The following is a 20571-nucleotide window of genomic DNA, read 5'->3' as shown; positions in this document are numbered from 1 at the left end:
AAACAATGCTCAATTTAGCGTAAAAAACCATTTAGTTTAGCGCCCAGCTACTCTATACTTCCGCGCTTTGCCGACCCCAGCCAACGTATCCGCCGGTCACCGAGCTAAAATCTGTTAAACACGCCTTACTGCACCTTCTTCTGCGGTTTATTTCTGTGACAAGATTTCGGCTTGTCGAGTTTGTGAGTTACTGGCAAGTGCCCTGCGCCTTGCTTCGCATTCATCTGTGTATGTGTAAATCATTCTTGGTTTGGGTCCTTTTTTTAGTTTCTGTTCACATATAGGCACCCAAGCTATGTCTGATTCTCAAACCAGCGATTTTGCTTCGCTGGGTTTGCCTGCGCCCCTGTGCGCAACGTTGCAAAACCTCGGTTACGAGCAACCTTCCCCCATTCAAGCGCAAAGTATTCCTAGCCTGCTGGAAGGCAAAGACCTTTTAGGTTTGGCGCAAACCGGTACCGGTAAAACCGCAGCCTTCGCCCTGCCCGTTTTGTCGCGTATTAACCTAAAACAAAACTCGCCCCAAGCGCTGGTTTTAGCGCCAACCCGCGAGCTGGCGATTCAAGTAGCCGAAGCGTTCCAAAGCTACGCTGCGAACATTGATGGCTTTCACATTGCGCCCATTTACGGTGGCCAGGACATGCGCGCCCAATTGCGCCAGTTAAAGCGCGGCGTGCACGTCGTGGTAGGCACCCCAGGGCGCGTTATGGACCACCTGCGTCGAGGCAGTTTGGACCTCGCCAACCTATCCATGATGGTGTTGGATGAAGCCGACGAAATGCTGCGCATGGGTTTTATTGACGACGTAGAGTGGATCTTGGATCACACACCAGATCAGCGCCAAGTGGCGTTGTTCAGTGCCACCATGCCACCGGCCATCAAAAAAATCACTAACAACTACCTCAACGACCCGGTGCGCATTCAAATTGAAGCGAAAACCAAAACCGTGGATCGCATTGAGCAGCAGTACGTTATGGTCAGCCCTGCCCGTAAGATTGATGCCTTAACCCGCATCTTAGAAGTCGAAGACTTCGACGGGCTGATTATGTTTGTGCGCACCAAAACCGCCACCGTTGAACTGGCCCAAAAATTGGAAGCGCGCGGCTATTCTAGCGCCGCTCTCAACGGCGACATCAACCAAAAGCAGCGCGAGATCACCATCGAGCAACTGAAAAAAGGCAAAATTGATGTGGTGGTTGCCACCGACGTTGCCGCCCGTGGTATCGACGTACCTCGCATCACCCACGTGGTGAACTACGATATCCCACACGACAACGAAGCCTACGTACACCGAATTGGCCGCACTGGCCGTGCCGGCCGCTCGGGTAAAGCAATTTTGCTGGTTACTCCACGCGAGCGTCACCTGTTGCGATCCATTGAGCGCAGCACCGGCCAGCCCATCGAGGAAGGCAAGCTGCCCACATCGGACGAGCTAACCAACCGCCGTGTTACGCGTTTCCGCGAAAGTATTTTGGAAACCTTGGACTCACAGGATTTATCGGAATTCACCAAGCTGGTGGAAGAAGTGCAAGCCGAGGCCAATGTTAGCTCCGACGAAATCGCTGCGGCCTTAGCCTACATGGCACAGTCATCACACCCTCTGTTTGTGGAAAAAGACAAACTGTTGGACGAGCCAATTGCCGTGCGTAACGACCGTGGCCGCGACCGCGACCGTGGCGACAAACGCTCCGGGGGCCGCAAAGAACGCAGCAACCAACCCATGGATTATTACCGTGTGGAAGTGGGCCGCAAAGACGGCGTTAAACCCGGCGATTTAGTCGGCGCCATCGCCAACGAAGCTAACATGCGCAGCAGCAACATCGGCAACATTACCATCAATGACAGTCACAGCTTTGTGCAACTGCCGGTTGGTTTGGGCGAAGACACCCAGCGTTTATTGAGTAAGGTTTGGGTACGCAACAAGCCTTTGAAACTGCAAAAAACCGACTTGGACCACGCGCCCCAGGAAAAACGCGGCCGTAACGATGGCGACAAACGACGCCGCGATAACGCCAGCAATCGCAAGTTTGACGATAACCGCGGCAACCGTCGCAGCGGTCATCGTTAATCGTTAAAAGAAAACGCCGATCGAAATGCGATGGGCGTGCTATTGGGTTGCGGTAAGCAAATTTACCGCGACCCAAATTAACCGCACTGCTAATAAAGCAAACACCAAAGCAACCGCTCGGTTGAGCCAAACCTGCCCCACCCCCTGATGATTAATTAGCGGCTGCACCTTGGCACAAGCTAACGCTATGCCACAAAACACCAACAAAGCCGCCACGATAAACACCCCGCCCAACGCAAAAATTTGCTGCGCCACCGCCACGCCGCCTTGCACAAACTGCGGTAAAAACGCCAAAAAAAATAGCAACACCTTGGGGTTGGTTAAATTCATCACCACGCCGCGGCCATACAAGCGCCAACCATTGACCGAAGCTGACTGACCGTCGGAGGAGGCATTCACCTGCACCAGACCCGCATGCCAACTCATCCAGGCCAAATACCCCAGGTAGGCCGCGCCGAACAAGGCCAAGATGGGCAGAGCCAACCGCGTTTGCGAAATAAATTCTGCCACGCCAAAGGCCACCAAGGACGTGTGCACCACCAACCCGGTACACAACCCCAGTGTGATAGCGATTCCCGCCCGGGCACCCTGGGCCAAGGACTGCACCAACACAAAGATGTTATCTGGCCCCGGTGTTATCGCCAGCAGTACGCTGGCCAGGAAAAAACTAATATATAAATCCACAATATCCCCATCGCCAAGCGTTTACGGCAATTAATAATGAAGGGCTTAAGCGTTGGCTCGTCTTTTGTTTGCACCACGCTAAGCGCCGAGCCAGTGTATAAACGGCTACCTATTTGCATGCGCCCCATATTAGGCATTTATTATAAAGAAGCCGTCCATAATTTTGCCTATTTACTGGCGGTGCCTTGTGGACGCCCCTGTCTTTAGCCAGAATAAACCCGTGGCCAGACGCAATTGCGACCTCGTCCACTGCAACTAACACCATAAAGGGCCGCATTGTGCGGAAGTGATTATCTCAACCACTATCAACCAATATGACAGGCTTATTCACTGCCCTACTCGCTCATCCCCCTTGCTGTTAAGCCAACCAAACTTGCCTGCCAGTAAACCCTGGGCTTTAAGGCACGGATTACTACTGTGAGTTTCATCAACCATCAATCGCCTATGAACCCAAACTACCTTAACAATTCGGGCCTTTTTGGCCGACCGCATCGCAACTCTAAATACTGTTGGCAATGGGTTTTCTTGTGCCTAGCCAGTTTTGTACTGGCCGCCTGCAGCCCGGGCGAAACCCGGGTGGAAGAAGGCAACCGGCTGGGCGAATTTCACGCCGCCAACGGCTCCGAGCCACAAACCCTGGACCCGCAAGTGCACACCGGGGTGCCCGAAAATAATATTTCCATGGGCTTGTTTGAGGGCCTGGTCAGCGCAGACCCCAAAGAACTCACTCCGGCCCCGGGCATGGCCGAGCGCTGGGAGATCAGCGAGGACGGCCTAACCTATCGATTTTATATCCGAGAAAACGCCAAGTGGTCGGATGGCACACCCATCACCGCCGCCGATTATCAGTGGTCTTGGCAACGCGCTCTACACCCTAAAATGGGTAACGAGTACGCCTACATGATGTTCCCCATCAAAAACGCTGAGCCCTACGGCACCGGCAAATTGGACGATTTCAGCCAAGTGGGTATCCGAGTAATCGATGAACGCACGTTGGAGGTCGAGCTGGAGAACCCAACGCCCTATTTCTTGCAGCTACTGGATCACCATTCGTATTACTCCGTACCCAAACACGTAGTGCTTAAATACGGTGAAATGACCGATCGCTACTCCGACTGGACTCGCCCCGGCAATATGGCAAGCAATGGCCCTTTTCGCCTAGCGGAATGGAAAATCTACCACTACGTGAAGCTGGAAAAAAACCCGCACTACTGGGACGCCGATAACGTTGCGCTAAACGCCATCTACTTTTACCCAGTAGAAAACTTCTCCACCGAAGAGCGCATGTTCCGCGTTGGCCAGCTGCATAAAACCTTTGAAATCCCGCTGGATAAATTCCCCGATTACAAAAAAGAACACCCGGAGCTGCTGCGTAATAACCCTTACCTGGGCACCTACTATTACCAATTTAATGTAACCCGCAAGCCGTTTGACGACGTGCGCGTGCGCCGCGCCCTGGCCTTGGCCATTGACCGCGAAGCTCTGGTACACCAAGTGATGTACGGCGTGGTGGATGCCGCCTACACACTAACCCCTCCCGGCGCTGCCGGTTATGAGCCCCCGGTTTTAATTGATTTTGACCCAGACGAGGCCAAACGCTTGCTGGCCGAAGCCGGCTTCCCCGAAGGCAAAGGCTTCCCCCACGTTGAACTGCTGTACAACACCAACGAATCCCACCGCAAAATTGCCGTGGCCGTGCAGCAGATGTGGAAAAAATATTTGAATGTTGATATCACCCTCACCAACCAGGAATGGAAGGTGTACATCGACAGCCGCAACCGCCTGCAGTACGACATGGCCCGCGCAGGCTGGATTGGCGATGTGGTCGACCCCATGAATTTTTTGGATTTGGGGCTCTCTACCAACGGCAACAACCGCTCCGGCTACAAACGGCCAGAATACGACGACTACATTTTGCATACAATACCTGGCAGCAAAACCCAAGCCGAACGCTTTGAGAATTTCTACCAGGCCGAAACCATGATCATGACCGATCTACCCTTTGTGCCGGTTTACACCTACAAAACCAAATATTTGCTCAGCCCCTCCGTGAAAGGCTTTAGCAATAACTATTTGGACAAGTACTACTGGAAATACGTCAGCGTCGGAAACTAAACCATGCTCCGCTTTTTTTTGATACGGCTGTTACAAGCCATCCCCGTTGTTTTAGTGGTGATTACCGTCACCTTCTTTTTAGTGCGCTTTGCCCCCGGCGGCCCCTTTGATGGCGAAAAGCAGGTTGAAGAAACCGTGCGTAAAGCACTGGAGGCGCAATACAACCTAGACCAACCCTTGATTGTGCAGTATTTTTCTTATCTGGGTGATTTATTTACCGGCGACCTCGGCCCCTCGTTTAAATACCCCGGCCGCAGCGTTAACGAACTGATCGCATCCGGTTTGCCAGTCACCGCCGAGCTGGGTTTATACGCCATTTTAGTAGCCCTGGCATTGGGTGGCACCGCCGGCATCATCGCCGCACTGCGGCCCAACACCGCCCAGGATTACATACCCATGTCCACCGCCATGATTGGCATCTGCATGCCCACATTTCTATTGGGGCCGGTGCTAATGCTGATTTTTGGTATTTGGCTGGAGTGGCTGCCGGTCTCCGGCTGGGGCGATTTACCCGGCGATAAAATTCTGCCCAGCTTTACCTTGGGTGCCGCCTATGCGGCCTATGTGGCGCGGCTTAGCCGAGGTGGCATGTTAGAAGTACTGTCCCAAGACTACATCCGCACCGCTCGCGCCAAGGGCCTACCAGAAATCATGGTAGTGCTAAAACACGGTTTAAAAGGCGGCATGCTACCCGTGGTCGCCTACCTTGGGCCGGCTTTTGCCGGCATTTTATCCGGCTCCTTTGTTATCGAAACGGTGTTTCAAATACACGGCTTGGGCCGGCTTTATGTGCAAGCCGCATTTAACCGCGACTACACCCTTATTTTGGGCACCACCGTCTTTTTAGCAGGATTGATTGTGCTGTTTAATTTGCTATCCGATGTGCTGGCCGCTTACCTGAACCCACGCCTACGTGCGGAGGTGAAAGGCAAATGAATAGTGAAACCCTCAGCCTAGACCAATACGAAGCCGGCACCTCTCTGTGGGCCGATGCCTGGATACGCCTACGCCGCAACAAACTGGCCATTTTTGGTTTAATTGTTTTAGTGTGCGTTACCTTTTTGTGTTTAATAACCCCCTGGATTGCCCCCTACGGCTACGAGGAGCAAAACCTAGCCCTGGGTGCCTCCGGCCCCTCGGCGCAACACTGGCTGGGCACCGACACCCTGGGCCGGGATTTATTAACCCGTATTCTGTACGGCGGCCGAGTGTCGCTCATGGTCGGGCTCATCGCCACCGCAGTAGCCTTGATAATTGGCGTCACCTACGGCGCTGTTGCCGGCTACGCCGGCGGCCGGGTAGATACCGTAATGATGCGCTTGGTGGATATCATCTACGCCCTGCCCTTTATGATTTTTATCGTGTTATTAATGGTGGTATTTGGCCGGTCATTATTTTTGCTGTTTTTGGCCATTGGCGCAGTGGAATGGTTAACCATGGCGCGCATCGTCCGTGGCCAGGTACAAACCCTAAAACAGCTGGAGTTTGTCGAAGCCGCGCAATCCATTGGCCTACCACAACGGACCATTATTTGGCGGCACATTATCCCCAACGCTTTGGGGCCGGTGATCGTATACACCACCCTAACCATTCCCAATGTTATGTTGCTAGAAGCCTTTTTGAGCTTCCTTAGCCTGGGAATTCAGCCACCGCAGTCTTCCTGGGGCGTGTTGATTTCGCTTGGGGTAGAGAGCATGGAAGAATACCCTTGGCTGCTAATCTTCCCCGGTTTGGTTTTATCTTTAGTTTTATTTTCGCTGAATTTCCTGGGTGATGGCCTGCGCGACGCCTTGGATGTACGAGCCTCCAAAGATTAACGCGAGCGATTTATGGCACTGTTAGACGTAAACAATTTATCCATCAGTTTTCATACCCGCAATGGCGTAACCCAGGCGGTGGACGATATCAGTTTTTCCGTAGACTCTGGCCAAACACTGGCTATTGTGGGCGAATCCGGCTCTGGTAAATCGGTAAGCTGTTACTCCATTTTGGGCTTAGTGCCCATGCCACCCGGGCGCATAGACGGCGGCAGCGCACATTTTGAAGGTACCGATTTAATCACCGCCAGCGAGGCCCACAAGCGGACAATCCGTGGCAACCAAATCGCCATGATCTTCCAAGACCCGATGACCTGCCTTAACCCCTACCTCACCGTTGGTGAGCAATTAATTGAGCCGCTTATTTATCACAAAGGCATCGCCCGGGGGCAAGCCAAAATTCAGGCCATAGAATTATTACGCGAGGTTGGCCTGCGCAACCCAGAGGCCAGCTACAGCGCTTGGCCGCACGAGTTTTCCGGCGGTATGCGGCAGCGCGTGATGATCGCCATGGCATTAATTGCCGAGCCCAAACTGTTAATCGCCGACGAGCCCACCACCGCGCTGGATGTCACCATCCAAAAGCAAATATTGGTCTTAATTAAAGAGCTGCAACAAAAGCGCAATATCGGCGTTATTTTTATTAGCCACGATTTGGCCGTGGTAAAAGATTTGGCCGATGACGTTATCGTTATGGAAAAAGGTAAGGTGGTCGAAACCGGCAACACCCAGGTGGTGTTTGACAACCCCCAGCACACCTACACCCAAAAACTGCTGGCCGCCATTCCTGAGGGCGCTAAAGACAATCCGCACAACCCAGATGAGCCGAAAAATCTGCTTAAAGTGGATGGCCTGTGCGTGGATTTCCACTCCAAAGGCGAAAGCTTTCGCGCCGTCGATCACGTCAGTTTTGATTTACACCAAGGCGAAATTCTTGGCTTGGTAGGCGAATCCGGCTCCGGCAAATCCACCATTGGTCGTGCTATTTTAAATCTGGTGCCCTCGGCCCAGGGCCACATTGTTTTCCACGGCGAGGAAATCAACAGCAAATCCCCCAAGGCATTCAAGCCCTACCGCCGCCGAATGCAAATGATCTTCCAAGATCCCTACGCCTCGCTCAACCCCCGCATGACCATCTACGACACACTGGCCGAGCCCATAAAATTGCACGGCATCGCCAAAGGTGCTGAGCTGAATAAAGCAGTATTGCAGTTAATGGATGATGTGGGCTTGGCCCGGGCCTTTGTTCGCAAATATCCCCACGAGTTTTCCGGCGGCCAACGCCAACGCATAGCCATTGGCCGAGCCGTGGCCACCAAACCGGAATTTATCGTCGCCGACGAACCGGTTTCAGCCTTGGACGTCACCATCCAAAAGCAAATTTTGGAGCTGCTGCAATTCTTGGTGGATAAACACGACCTTTCCATGCTGTTTATTTCCCACGATTTAAGCGTGGTGAGAAAACTGTGCGACCGAGTGATCGTGCTAAAACACGGAGTGCTGATGGAGCAAGGGCTGGTGGAGAATGTTTGGCATCATCCAAAGTCTGAATACACACAGACTTTATTGTCCGCCTCGCCAATGTAAAGCTGCCCTAAAAGTAATGACCGCCATGTCCAAGCTGCGGCCACTGAAAGAAGGGTTGGCCGGGGTAAACTTCAGATGTAAAAGAATAGCCTTATAAACACTCATATACAATCGGTTACAACCAATACGTTAAGCCAAGTTAGCGACATCGCATTCACCTATTGCACAGATTGTTTACCAAGCTCGCATTGTCAGCTTCTGTGCAATCAGCAGTCTCTCTAAAGACCTTGTGGCTCACGATGAAACATCGCCACTTTGTAACTAAATTAAAGCCGACATTTACTAAGTCAAACAATTAGCTCTCCTTGAGTTGAGATTTAATTATGCTCTCAGCTAGTGAGAGCATAACAAGCCGAATAAACTTAAAAGTCATGGAGCATTAGCTTGACGCTATGACCTAGAGAAAATTTAACGAATGATCGAACCATGTTCACCACAAGTAAATTACCAAGCCGTAATGATTCCAACTATAAGCGTACCTGGAGGAATATAAACGACCGATACAACAGCCAACCACTCCGGTACTTTTTACATTTAAAAAGTATGCATGCCAAGAGCTTTCTCTACATTTCTCCCAGCCTTTAGCGCTTAATTATGACTTTAGAAATTATCGGCAGAATGATTTCGCAACACATTTAATTTCGCCGTTAGACTCAAAGGAACATTCGACAACATATGATCCAGAACATGCTGTTGGACTTAAAGTATTGATGCCAAACATTCTATCTACATATCGTATAAAAGAGGTTTGTATCGAATAGGACGGAAACTGATACACACCTGGGACACTCTGTCTTTGTTCCGGAACTTCATTGCCCTCATAATCCCTAGAAGACCCAGGCACATATTTAAACTTCCAGCGTTTATGAGAATCTAAGCCATCAAACTCAAATTCAGCAACAGTACCATCTCCAAATTCCACTTCAATCTTCGAGTCAAAATCAGAAATTCCAGTTCTATTGGCGATACGCGAAGAAAAAGATTTCAACCTGTCCGCAAGGCTAAGGTTGTTTCTCAGATGCAGCGCAACGCCATATTTACTACTACTACTTTGCAACATATCATAGGCAGAAGGGGTGACTGAGCTTGGTATTGCATAAGGTTTCAAAAATTGAATTGCTGCCTTCTCTATATCTGCAATCGCACTGCGAGACTTGGTTGTAGTAGCCACGATTTGGTAAGTATAAAGCTCAATCCCGTGTGGTTTCCTTACTACTTTCACCCTGTAGGTATTAGCCGTATAGTTGATGATATTAACCACAGAAAATATTGTTCCCTCTTTCAATTTGGGAGCGATTTGTCTAGCGAGTTTGCCAGAACTGTCACAACTCAAATCGCAGATATATAGCTTTTCAGCCAATGTCTGCTGGGAGACCAGTATGAATGGTATCAGCATCAACAAACGTTTAATATTCATCTTATAAGCTCCTTTCCGATGTTTCTTGACCTTTGTTTAAATCAATATATTAGTCTGACATTATATTTAAACATGACAGTAATACCCGTTCAACACCAAATTATCTCTCCACCATGTAAAAAGTAATTCTCCGAACCAATAATCTCACCAGGGCTCTCACGCCGCTCGACGCTAATATAAGCGCAATCTTGTGCCTTCAAAGCCGTTAGATTAAAGAAGGGGTTTTATACATCATGAGGATATTGCTAGCATCGAGACACAAAGATCGATTCTAAGCAGCTAAATTATGAAACTTCTTCTAGGGCACATTTTAATAAAGAGTATCAAGTTGGCATAACGCCTTGATCGGGTTTAGAGAGCTAGAATTCACTAGCTGAATTTACTGCGCCATACTCCCACCTAATCGGAGCACCGGCTAAAGTGAAGACCGCAACCTCTAGCACGTAGTAAGAACGGCAACAACATCTGAAGTTTACGCTTGAATTTTATCGCAAGAAAAAAATCATGCTAACTACAATACTAATCTCTAATTAACGGCGAAGCGACAAAAGCGCAACGCGGACAACGCACACACTACCCTTGCTCGGCGCCACAGCATTCCTACACAGCGACTGCGTCCTCCAAAAACCCAAGCCCTAACTATTGCTTTTCTACCCCTTAGGATTAGGATGTAGCCTTTCTAACTTTGGCCGCCACCCTCAATGCAAGAGATCACACGCTTACATTACCTGCGCACCCTGGGCATCACCAACTACATGCCCCGTTGGCAGCTTGCGGCGGCACCGGCCAGCGTATTGAATCGCGATTTGGGTACGCCGCCGGCCAAACCGGTAGCCCAACCCGGCTCTACAGCGCCGGCTGAGCCTCCGGCCGCTGGCTCTGCAAGCTCTAGCCCTGCTGGGCTTACGTCTTCAAACCCTGCGCCTCTAAACCCGGCCGCAAAAGCGCCCATTGCTGAGCTAGAGGCACTGGTCGAGCCGAGCCCGACGCCGCAGCCGGTGGCTCCTGCCAACGGCCCAGAGCAGCCCTCGGGGCCTGCCGATGCCCGCAGCAAACCGTTAAATTATCAGGCCGATAAAGCGGTGGCCCAACCCAACGCGAAGGGCGCTGCAAAATCCGGCACAAGGGGCGGCGACAAGGTCAATTTTGCGCTGAGCTTTTGGCGGGTATCGGAGGATTTGATGGTGGTGGATTCTCGCCACAGCGAATTGGCTTTACCGGTGGAGAAACTGCTCAACAACATCTTGTTTGCCCTGGGCTACCCACGCCAACTACCCAAAGTGGATGCCCTGTCTTGGCCAATGATGGACGCCCCACACCAAGACCAGGGCGAAGATGCGGCACGCGATACGTTGCACGGTTTTATGGATGAGCTGTTTTTGTTAAACCCCGGCAAACATATTTTGCTGATGGGTGAAGACGCCAGCCGCTACCTATTAAATCACAGCAGCGACTTTAGCGAGCAACTGGGCAAGCAATTTGTGATCGACGAATTCGGTCTCACCGCCATTGTTGTGCCGAGTTTATCCAACATTTTGCAAGACCCATCTCTGAAAAGAGTCACTTGGCAAGCCATCCAACCATTGCTCCAATGAGTGCCGTTACGCTTTCGCCCATGCGACCCCACCACCTGCCAGAGGTGATGGCGGTAGAGCAAAAGACTCAACTCAGCCCTTGGCCCAAAGCCGAATTCCAGCGCAGCATCGATAATCCCAACCGCACCGCCTGGGCGGCGTATTTAGGCCCAACCTTTATTGGCTACATGGTGTTTTCTGCGGTAGGCGCCGAGGCGGAGTTGCTTACTATCAGCATCAACCCATCCTTTCAGGGTAAAGGCCTGGGTAAAAAAGTCCTGCAACAAGGGCTTAACCAACTGCGCTTTGAATCGATCTTTCTGGAAGTACGGGCCTCAAACCATGCCGCCATCGCGCTATACGAAAGCTTGGGATTCAACGCCGTGGGGGAGAGAAGAAATTATTACCCGTTGGGATCGGGCCGGGAAGACGCGGTAATTTACGCCTACACTAATCTGTAGGGCAGCAGCGGCAATCCCTAACGCGGCACAGGTCTGTATCAAATAATACTAAAAGGGGATTTCTACGAGTGTGCGAGACGGCATCGTTGCCGTCGCGGGATAAAACCTTTTCTCACAAACCGCAGGTACTGCATTCACCTGCGGATCTATTTGATATAACGGCTTACAGGCTAGCGCTACGCTTGTAGTCGCTCAACAGCTTGTTAAATTTGTCAGCGGTTGAGTGCATGGAGTCTACCATGGCGTTGTAGCTGGCAGTGCTCTTTTGACAAATTAAACGCTTTTCGGAGTCAGCGATGTACTCGGTTACTTGCTCGTGCAAGGTGATTAGTTGCTCACCGGTTTCAACATAGGTTGGGATTTCTGGGGTATCTACCGCAGAGACGGCGCAGAAATCGGATTCAGCAGAAGCAGTGAAAGACAGGGCCAAGCCCACGAAAGAACAAGCCAAAACTAGCTTTTTCATAATGGATTCCTCAAAGTGAGAGCGATAAAAGTGCGGGCAAACCGCCCGGAGTAAACGACAAATGGCGTAATCCCTACCCTTAAGTTCGGTTATGCAAATCGCGCCGCCCCAAGGAAATTGTGATTACGTTTGTAACTTTACTACACAAATGCCAATCCCGCCAGCTAGAGAATCAAAAAAGTCAATAAAAATACCGTTTGTTTTCGATGGCCGGCGGTAAAATAACTGCTAATGCCATGAAAAATAAGGATTTTCGGTATTTTGAAGGTGGGAACAACCTCGATTTTTTGTAGTTTTTTTTCTTAATCAGAGTGTTTTGGCGGTGTTCCAAAACCAATCACAAGCCCCAACCGATACTTCAAAAACCAATTTGTTACCCTAAGTAACAAAAGGATTTCCCAGCGCCAAACGCAAAACGGCGGCCAATGGCCGCCGTTTTCTTGCTCTGGAGCTAACTTAAATTTAGCCCACGTGCAAACCACACTCTCGGTTTTTAAGCACTTTGGTTGGGTCAAAGTAGTCGTCTTCGTTGCGCAGGTCTTTTTCGTAGAGATACTCTTCCATATCGAGCTCGCTCCAGTAGAACACCGGCGCAACCTTGATAAGGCCGGTTTTGCCATCCACGGTAACGATGTCCAGCGAGTCACGAAACGGAGTTTGCTCTTTACGAATAGCCGTCAACCACACCTCGGGCTGGTGCTCGCCCATGGCACGGGCGAAAGGTTCGAGCTTAACCTCGTGGGTAAATTCATCGTGGGCTTTGGTATCGCTGATATCCGGGATACCACCCATGGTGACTTCACGACGCTTGGCGGTGACCTTGGGCGTGTAGTACAAGGTATTTAGCTTCAGGCGCTCGGAGAGTTCCGCCGCGAAGCGGTAAGTGGCCTCGGTATTGTAACCGTGATCGATACAAATCACTGGCATGCCCGGCGCTTGCTCGTACACCATGTTTAGCAGCACCGCTTCGAACGGGCCAAAGTTGGTGGTCAGCACGGTTTTACGATCCAGCGACAATGCCCAGCGTACAATTTCTTCTGGCCGCGCGCCGCGTAGGCGTTCGTTGACTTGTTTGATATCTAGGTCGATCATGATTTTGTTCTCCGAAATAAGGCCATTACCCTGCCAGTGGCGCAGCGGTTAATACTTTTGGCCTCATATGTAATAGCGGCTAGTCTAGCACTATGATTTTCGCTTTATAACCAAGCCTAGACGCAAAATTGCGCAATTTTTAGACTTTTTTAGCTACCCAAACTAACTATTAGTTATGAAAAACATTTTGTTAATTGCACATGCCCCCTCAGAGAACACCCGCACTATGGCCCAAGCCGTAGTACGCGGCTGCCAGCATCCGGGCATCAGTGGCATTCAATGCCAATGGTTGTCTCCGTTTGACACTGATGCTGAAGCGGTAAAACAGTGCCACGGTATTATCTTGGGCACCACCGAAAACCTGGGCTATATGAGCGGCGCATTGAAAGATTTTTTTGACCGCATTTATTACCCATGCTTAGAAGCTTGCCAGGGTAAACCCGCCGCGCTGTATATTCGCGCCGGCCACGACGGCACCGGCACCCAGCGCGCCGTAGACACCATCTGCACCGGTTTAAAATGGAATTTTGTGCTGCCAACCACTCTGTGCCGAGGCCCCTGGCAAAGCGATTTTTCTAGCCAGTGCGAAACCCTGGGCACCACCTTTGCCGCAGGCCTTGAGGCCGGTATTTTTTAATGCATAAATTTTTTAACGATCAATCTGCAGGATAAATATGAAACGCAGCAAACCCTTGTGCATAGCGCACCGCGGCGGCCACGCCGGTGATTTTAAAAAGGAAAATTCGCTCGCCGCCATTAAAAACAGTTTGGCCCAGGGGGCACAGGCGTTCGAAATTGACGTATGGCTGGTGGATAACGAACTTATTGTATTTCATGACAGACGACTAAGCCGATTTACGAACAACGACAAAAAAATAACCGACTGCACTGTCGCCGAATTAAAACAGCAGGCCGACACCCACGGCTTTGAAGTGCCCACGCTATTGGAAATTATGGAATTAATTAATGGCCAGGCTCTGTTAAATATTGAATTAAAAGGCCCCGGCTGTGCCACGGCGGTGTGCCAATTATTGCAACAGCGCGTTAACGCAGGCGCAAACGTGCCCAAGGATTTTGTGGTATCTAGTTTTGACCAACCACAATTGGTGTACTGTTTGAATCATTTTCCAGAGTTGCCACGGGGGTTATTAATTTGCGGGATACCCGCAGACCTTGCGCACCAGGCAGAACAACTGCGGTGCCAATTCTTAGGGTTTAGTTTGGAATTTATCAGCCAAGCTTTGATTGACGACTGCCACAAAAAAGGCATTAACGCTTGGGTGTATACCGTGAACCAGGCAGACGATTTTGCGCAGCTGGCCGACATGGGAGTGGACGGGATATTTACCGACTACCCCAGTAAATTTATTGGATAACTTACGTTGTCACATTAGCGAGGCGAAAAAAGGATTTAAATTCAGTGTCATAAATTTGCCAAGTTAGCGCGCGAAAAACACTTAACTCTGCGACGCAGTGTCTCCAGTGGTCACCGGTTGTTCCATCAATGCCATATCGATGGCGGCGGTAAGATCGGCCAGGGTTTCAAACTGTAGCTGGGCATCACTGACGCAGAACAAGGCCTTGGTTTCTATTTGGCTGGGGGCGTCGTCGCAGGGCTCCTCCACCACGGCAAAGCAATGTACGCGATTAATATATCGGGCGATTAACTCCGCCTGCCACTGGCCTGCATCTGGGCCGGTGAGCATTACCTGCAATGGGAAATCCAATTCCTCACGGGCTCGCAAGAGGCTATCGTGCAAGTCTGGCTGGTGCTGCACCGAGGGCCAAAGATGTTCAACAATGGCCTTTGCGGCGTTGAGGTACTCATCACTGGCCACCAAATATCCCAGCCGGGCCAGCGCCTGGGCAGCAACGCCGTTGCCGGCGGGAATAACACGGTCGATGATGGGTTTGGAGCGGTGAGCCAATACTTCGTGTTCGTTGCTGGTGTAGAACAGTGCCCCGCCTTCGACTTCGTCGGTGAACAACGCCAACAGAGTATCGGCGATTTGGATCAGTAGTTGATAATCTTGTTCTCGCCACTGCGCCTCTAGGCATTCCAGCAAGGCAATCATGGTGTAGGCGTAGTCGTCTAAAAAGCCCAGTACACCGGCAGTGCCATCGCACCAGGTGGCGTAGAGACGATTATCCTGCCACAAATGGTGGGTTATAAAATCCACGCAGCGCAGGGCGGCGCTAATCATCAATGGGTCATTCAGCAGTCGGCCTGCAATGGCCAAGCCGCGCACGGCCAAAGCATTACTGGAGGCCAGAATCTTCTCATCGTGGGCCGGCTGCGGCCGATTGCGGCGCTCCGCCGCTAAGCGAGCAATGCCATCTCGGTAGGCCACTTGCACGTCTTCGGTGGTGATATCCAGTTGCTCCACCGCCTCGCTCACGCGGCCAACCAATTGCAGATGCCACAGGCCATAAAAATTGGGCATGCCCTGCCACTTGCATAAAATGGTCATCACCTCGAACTGCCGGTCGGTCAATACCTGCCGCAGCTCATCGGTCTGCCAACAGTAGTAGGCACCCTCGCCCATGGCGTTGTCGGAATCCAGGGAGCTGAAAAATGCGCCTTCACCGTTAGAGATTTCGGAACACATCCAATGGGCAATGCCACGGGCGGTTTTGGCGTACATGGAGGATTGCATCACCCGGGACGCTTCGGCGTACACCGGCAATAACGAGGCGTTGTCGTAAAGCATTTTTTCGAAATGTGGGATGGACCAACTGTTGTCCGTGGCGTAGCGAAAAAAGCCGCCCACAACGATATCGCGAATGCCACCACGGGCCATCATCATCAGGGTTAAATGGCATTGCCGATGGGCTCGTTGAGCCAAACCGGTGGACTCTCGGCTGACTGACAACAGCCGCTGCAATTTAAAGGGCAAGGCAAATTTGGGGGCCGGGCCAAAGCCACCGTAACGACGGTCGGCTTCGTTTAAAATGTTTTCTACCGCCTGCTTAAACGGCTGTAACGGTTGGCTCGGCACGTTTTCGGCAAACTTAGGCGGCTGTTCTAACTCGCGGTAACCCTGGCGCACCTGGTCGATCATTAGTTTAAATTGTTCGCGGTCACCGTGGTAAAAATTCAACACTCGATCAAGCAGATCGACGAAGCCCAACTGTACGCTGTTGGACTCCGGCGGATAATAGGTACCCACCACAAAGGGCATTTGCGTGTGCGGGCATAAAAATACTGACAGCGGCCATCCGCCGGCACTGCCGCACAGCAACTGATGCCCGGTTTGGTAAATGTCGTCTAGGTCGGGCCGCTCCTCACGATCAACCTTAATACAGATAAAATGCTCGTTGAGTTCGTTAACCACGTGGGGATGGCAGAAGGTTTCGTTGGCCATCACTTTGCACCAGTGATTGGTGCTGTAGCCAATGGAGAGGAATATGGGTTTATCGGCTTGGACGGCAGCTTGCAGCACCTTGGGGCCCCACGTTTGCCAATTGACAGGATTATCCTTGTGCTGACGTAAATAGGGGCTGGTTTGTTCAGCTAGAACGTTCATCGGAGAAATCATACCTGCCGTATTTCCTGCAACCCTTGCCGCCGTGTTGACACCTATGCGGGTGGGTGTTTTGTTACTTGATTAGTTGAATACTGCTAATCATAGGGTAGTCGTTGCCGCAGGGCGCTCCGTTTCCCCCGTAAAATCGTCCTTTTATTATTTTGCCGTCCGCGTAACTTTAGCACGCTGAGCCGGCGTGAAAAACCGGCGCCGAAATTAACACAGGCACCCACACTCACTGTTTTAGTGCGCCTAAGTTACGCGAAAACTGAAAAAATGGAAGGCCCTTGGTTGGTTGATGGATGATTCACAGCCGGGGTGGCGTAGAATTTTTCGTAATATTGCAACGCAGCTTATATTACCTCCTAAAATCGTATAAATTTTTAGATACCCATTACCGCGTGGAGATTTTTTAGCAAGCAAGTATCTTTTAACGCGTAGGCATTAAACCGCACTGCTGCAATTGCTGCTGCCAGTGTTTGGTGTGCTGGGCCAGCAACCGTTGCATTTGCGACCACTGGCTATTGTCGTCAGTGGGGTCGAATACGGCCTGCCAATACTGCCGCCACAATTGCTGCTCGGCAGAATCGTCCGCGGACAGCGCCGCCAGGCCGGCCATTTCATTGATTACCGCGGTGCCATACTGGCTGACGCGCGCCAAATAGGGCTGCACCTGGCCAATATAGTATTTAAAGAACACGGTATTCATGGCTTCGGCATCGGGGTTGGAGCGCGCATTAAAGCACAGCGCCCTGCCCTGTAACCGCTGCTGCTGAATAGTGTTCAGCGTCTGTAGCCGGTTATTAACGGTTACCAGGGTTAAGGCGAGCTGGCCCAGCCAATTATCGGCACCCAATACTTGGTAGAGCTGCTCAAAATTCGCCTCTGGGGCGACGTCGGTGCTGTGCCAGCGCTGCACCTGCCAACGCAACTGCTGCAGCGCCGACACCAGCTCACTGGGGCGCTGGCTGAGCAACGGCAGCGGTTGGCCCGCGGCGGAAAACAACGATTGGAATTCAAGGCTGGCAAAGGTGGCGTTCCAGGTGACTCGCTGGCGCTCGGCCCGCTTCTGTTGCAGAGCCTGCTGCAGTATCGACTGCATCTCTACTTTTTCTGGGTCGCGCAGTAATAGTTGTAGGCACAGGTCGCCGGTGGTTAAAAACCGGGCCTCGTAGAGCCAACGCTGGGAGTGGCTCATCACCCGGCCAAGACTGGCGTTGCGGCTGCCCACCAAGCGCTGCAAATCACATTGGCTGAGACGTAAAAACTCCAATAAATCGATTTTTACCGGGGTAAGCGCTTGGGACAGTTCGCGCCGAGAGGGGTAGCGTGGCAGGGGGTGTTCGCCAACGGGGGACGAATCTACGTCGAGAGTGCGAGCCAGCCGACCTTGGTAGTCGGCCAACATGGCGTCCACCGGTTCTTTCGGTTGGCACCCCGCTAGGCACAGCAACAACAGCAGTAAAGAGAAGGAGCAAGGCAGCTTAACCATAATACCGAACAAGCAGTGTGCAGGCAGCGGGCAAGCCCGCCACCGGTTCTAAGTTATATGGCTTCGCCGTGGGCCTGCTTGTCGGCGTGGTAGGAAGATCGCACCAGCGGACCACAGGCAGCGTGGACAAAGCCCATTTCTTCGGCGCGCTCGGTGTACTCTTGGAACTCATCTGGGTGAACGTAACGATCCACCGGCAGATGATCCCGCGAGGGCTGTAGGTATTGGCCGATGGTGAGCATGTCGATATCGTGATCGCGCATGTCTTGCATGACGGCCAGTATTTCCTCTTTGGTTTCGCCAAGGCCAACCATTAAACCGGATTTGGTTTTTACATCCGGGCGCAGGGCTTTATACTCTTTCAATACTTGCAAAGACCACTTGTAGTTGGCACCTGGGCGGGCTTGGCGGTACAAACGGGGGACTGTTTCCAGGTTGTGGTTAAACACATCCGGTGCCTCTGCTGCCAATATATCCAGGGCTATTTCTTTACGGCCTCGAAAATCCGGAGTCAGAATTTCGACCTGCAGGCTGGGCGAATACTTACGTGACAGACGGATACATTCGGCGAAGTGACCGGCCCCGCCATCGCGCAGGTCGTCTCGGTCAACCGAGGTAATTACCACATATTTTAAACGCATTTCGGCGATGGCCTGGGCCAGGTGCTCGGGTTCACCTTCGTCCAACGGATTGGGCTTGCCATGACCCACGTCGCAGAATGGGCAGCGACGGGTACAAATATCGCCCATGATCATAAAGGTGGCGGTACCACCGCTGAAGCACTCGCCCAAGTTGGGGCAACTGGCCTCTTCACAAACACTGGATAACCCGTTTTTGCGCAAAATCTTTTTAATGCGCTCCACATCCGGGGAGGCAGGCAGGCGCACGCGAATCCAATCCGGTTTGCGTTGCATGTCATCGGTGGCTATCACTTTTACCGGAATACGCTCCACCTTATCAGCGTTGCGTAATTTCTCGCCCTGGCGGTGGCGCGTGGTGCGCTTGACCGGTTCTATCTCAGGTTTGCTGGTCATTATGTCTCTCTAATTGGTATTTATCCTGAACCGCGTTGGCGCAGTTGGAGCAAAAAATGCGGTTTTGCCCCTACAAACCCAGGCGTAATCGCGCTGAGTTTGGCGGCACTTCCCTGTGCCCGGGCCACCACTGACTCAAAGCGGCGGCCTATTGGTTCAAATTAGGCAGGCCATTGGCCTCTTGCCAGCCATTGTAACGCAAATTACGCCACAAGCTCTGCCATAGATGCTCTTGTACGTCGTCAAAACTGGCTTTTTTTTCACCAGGCAGACAATCCACAACCTGGGTCATGGGTAATCCGGCGTAACCGCAGGGGTTGATGGCTAAAAACGGGGCCAAATCCATGTCGGTATTCAACGCTAGGCCGTGCAAGCTACAGCCCTTGCGCACGCGCAAACCTAAAGAGGCGATTTTATGTTCTACCCCCTGCCGCTGCACATACACACCGGGGGCATCGGCTTTTGGGTAGGCTTCAATATCGTAGTGGGCCAAGCACTGCACAATGCTGGTTTCCAGTGCGGTTACTAAATCGCGCACGCCGATTTTAAGGCGTTTAAGATTCAACAACGGGTAGAGCACAATCTGCCCCGGGCCGTGGTAGGTCACTTGGCCGCCACGCTCGGTTTGCACCACGGGAATGTTACCGGGGTTGAGCAAATGCTCGGCCTTACCCGCCTGCCCCTGGGTGTACACCGGGGGATGCTGCACCAGCCAGAACTCGTCGGCGGTGTTGGCACTGCGCTGCTCGGTAAAATCCAACATGGCGCGGTGGGCCGGCGCGTAATCCACCAGGCCAACACGTCGTACCACAAGATCGGGCACCTCGGGGCTGCCGTCATTGTCGGCGGTTTGCGCTGGCGCCACCGCCTACAGCACCATTTTTACTAAGGGGCTGACTTTGAGGTCGTCGAAGATGGCTTGTAGCTGCGCCTCGCCGGTGGCCTCAATGGTCACCGTGAGCGACTGAAACGTGCCTTTTGAGCTGTCCCGCACGGTGATGCACTGGGCGTCAAAATCCTGGGCGTGGCGAGTGAACACCTCCACCACTAGGGTGTGTAATTCCGGCCCGGAGGTGCCCATCACCTTAATGGGGTAATCGGGGCACGGGAACTCTATTTTAGGCGGTTTGTTGGGATCGTCGCTCACAATCGCTCCGAAGCTTGGTTGATAAGCAGAAACAGCCTCCCTGCCGTTTCGCGCTGTGTTTCTAATGTAGGTGTTTAGATGTCCGTCATT

18 protein-coding genes are annotated in these 20571 nt (G+C 51.9%); 9 read left to right on the top strand and 9 right to left on the bottom strand.

Going from position 1 to position 20571, the window contains the following annotated elements; translation table 11 throughout:
* Positions 1-295: 295 nt before the first annotated feature.
* Positions 296-2068: a DEAD/DEAH box helicase gene (locus ACGHM3_RS03340; RefSeq protein WP_345420004.1), complete on the top strand. Its 1773-nt coding sequence runs from the start codon at positions 296-298 to the stop codon at positions 2066-2068.
* A gap of 39 nt (positions 2069-2107) precedes the next feature.
* Here ACGHM3_RS03340 and ACGHM3_RS03335 read toward each other — a convergent pair whose 3' ends face one another.
* Complete coding sequence (locus ACGHM3_RS03335) at positions 2108-2752, bottom strand: LysE family translocator (RefSeq protein ID WP_345420001.1); 645 nt, start codon at positions 2750-2752, stop codon at positions 2108-2110.
* Between the two features lie 417 nt (positions 2753-3169).
* On the opposite strand from ACGHM3_RS03335, the gene ACGHM3_RS03330 reads away from it, so the two are divergent.
* Genes ACGHM3_RS03330 through ACGHM3_RS03315 form a run of 4 tightly spaced genes read left to right on the top strand, consistent with a single transcriptional unit; the run spans position 3170 to position 8271 of the window.
* Entirely contained in the window at positions 3170-4867 is a 1698-nt protein-coding gene (locus ACGHM3_RS03330) for a peptide ABC transporter substrate-binding protein (RefSeq protein WP_345419998.1), read from the top strand.
* Between the two features lie 3 nt (positions 4868-4870).
* Positions 4871-5803, top strand: a complete 933-nt coding sequence (locus ACGHM3_RS03325) for an ABC transporter permease subunit (RefSeq protein ID WP_345419995.1) — start codon at positions 4871-4873, stop codon at positions 5801-5803.
* A complete protein-coding gene (locus tag ACGHM3_RS03320) occupies positions 5800-6684 on the top strand; it encodes an ABC transporter permease (RefSeq protein WP_345419991.1) in 885 nt (294 codons plus the stop codon). The genes ACGHM3_RS03325 and ACGHM3_RS03320 overlap by 4 nt, the downstream gene beginning before the upstream one ends.
* A gap of 12 nt (positions 6685-6696) precedes the next feature.
* The gene (locus ACGHM3_RS03315) at positions 6697-8271 is read left to right on the top strand and encodes a dipeptide ABC transporter ATP-binding protein (protein WP_345419989.1); all 1575 of its coding nucleotides are present in this window, start codon (positions 6697-6699) and stop codon (positions 8269-8271) included.
* 607 nt (positions 8272-8878) lie between these two features.
* On the opposite strand, the gene ACGHM3_RS03310 is transcribed toward ACGHM3_RS03315, so the two are convergent.
* Complete coding sequence (locus ACGHM3_RS03310; protein WP_345419987.1) at positions 8879-9688, bottom strand: hypothetical protein; 810 nt, start codon at positions 9686-9688, stop codon at positions 8879-8881.
* A gap of 701 nt (positions 9689-10389) precedes the next feature.
* Between ACGHM3_RS03310 and ACGHM3_RS03305 the strand changes: the two genes are divergently transcribed.
* A complete protein-coding gene (locus ACGHM3_RS03305; protein WP_345419984.1) occupies positions 10390-11283 on the top strand; it encodes a hypothetical protein in 894 nt (297 codons plus the stop codon).
* The gene (gene rimI, locus ACGHM3_RS03300) at positions 11253-11723 is read left to right on the top strand and encodes a ribosomal protein S18-alanine N-acetyltransferase (RefSeq protein WP_345419981.1); all 471 of its coding nucleotides are present in this window, start codon (positions 11253-11255) and stop codon (positions 11721-11723) included. The genes ACGHM3_RS03305 and rimI overlap by 31 nt, the downstream gene beginning before the upstream one ends.
* A gap of 163 nt (positions 11724-11886) precedes the next feature.
* On the opposite strand, the gene ACGHM3_RS03295 is transcribed toward rimI, so the two are convergent.
* Positions 11887-12189, bottom strand: coding sequence for a hypothetical protein (locus ACGHM3_RS03295; protein WP_345419978.1), 303 nt, complete (start codon positions 12187-12189; stop codon positions 11887-11889).
* A gap of 462 nt (positions 12190-12651) precedes the next feature.
* The gene (locus ACGHM3_RS03290) at positions 12652-13281 is read right to left on the bottom strand and encodes a phosphoadenosine phosphosulfate reductase family protein (protein ID WP_345419975.1); all 630 of its coding nucleotides are present in this window, start codon (positions 13279-13281) and stop codon (positions 12652-12654) included.
* Positions 13282-13456: 175 nt separating this feature from the next.
* On the opposite strand from ACGHM3_RS03290, the gene ACGHM3_RS03285 reads away from it, so the two are divergent.
* The gene (locus ACGHM3_RS03285; protein WP_345419972.1) at positions 13457-13918 is read left to right on the top strand and encodes an NAD(P)H-dependent oxidoreductase; all 462 of its coding nucleotides are present in this window, start codon (positions 13457-13459) and stop codon (positions 13916-13918) included.
* Between the two features lie 37 nt (positions 13919-13955).
* Complete coding sequence (locus ACGHM3_RS03280; protein WP_345419969.1) at positions 13956-14657, top strand: glycerophosphodiester phosphodiesterase; 702 nt, start codon at positions 13956-13958, stop codon at positions 14655-14657.
* Positions 14658-14738: 81 nt separating this feature from the next.
* Here ACGHM3_RS03280 and ACGHM3_RS03275 read toward each other — a convergent pair whose 3' ends face one another.
* The 5 genes from ACGHM3_RS03275 to ACGHM3_RS03255 all read right to left on the bottom strand — a co-directional run bounded on the left by ACGHM3_RS03275 (position 14739) and on the right by ACGHM3_RS03255 (position 20481).
* Positions 14739-16808, bottom strand: a complete 2070-nt coding sequence (locus ACGHM3_RS03275) for a thioredoxin domain-containing protein (protein ID WP_345419966.1) — start codon at positions 16806-16808, stop codon at positions 14739-14741.
* Between the two features lie 430 nt (positions 16809-17238).
* Positions 17239-18300, bottom strand: coding sequence for a DUF3080 family protein (locus ACGHM3_RS03270; protein WP_345419963.1), 1062 nt, complete (start codon positions 18298-18300; stop codon positions 17239-17241).
* 53 nt (positions 18301-18353) lie between these two features.
* A complete protein-coding gene (gene lipA, locus ACGHM3_RS03265; RefSeq protein ID WP_345419960.1) occupies positions 18354-19334 on the bottom strand; it encodes a lipoyl synthase in 981 nt (326 codons plus the stop codon).
* 148 nt (positions 19335-19482) lie between these two features.
* A complete protein-coding gene (gene lipB, locus ACGHM3_RS03260; protein WP_345420368.1) occupies positions 19483-20157 on the bottom strand; it encodes a lipoyl(octanoyl) transferase LipB in 675 nt (224 codons plus the stop codon).
* A gap of 45 nt (positions 20158-20202) precedes the next feature.
* A complete protein-coding gene (locus tag ACGHM3_RS03255) occupies positions 20203-20481 on the bottom strand; it encodes a DUF493 domain-containing protein (protein ID WP_345419957.1) in 279 nt (92 codons plus the stop codon).
* Positions 20482-20571: the final 90 nt, after the last annotated feature.

The sequence above is a fragment of the Halioxenophilus aromaticivorans genome (assembly GCF_042850945.1).
Classification (GTDB): Bacteria; Pseudomonadota; Gammaproteobacteria; order Pseudomonadales; family Cellvibrionaceae; genus Halioxenophilus; species Halioxenophilus aromaticivorans.
The sequence above is the reverse complement of the archived record's forward strand: the minus strand, read 5'-3'. Positions and strand labels throughout refer to the sequence as shown.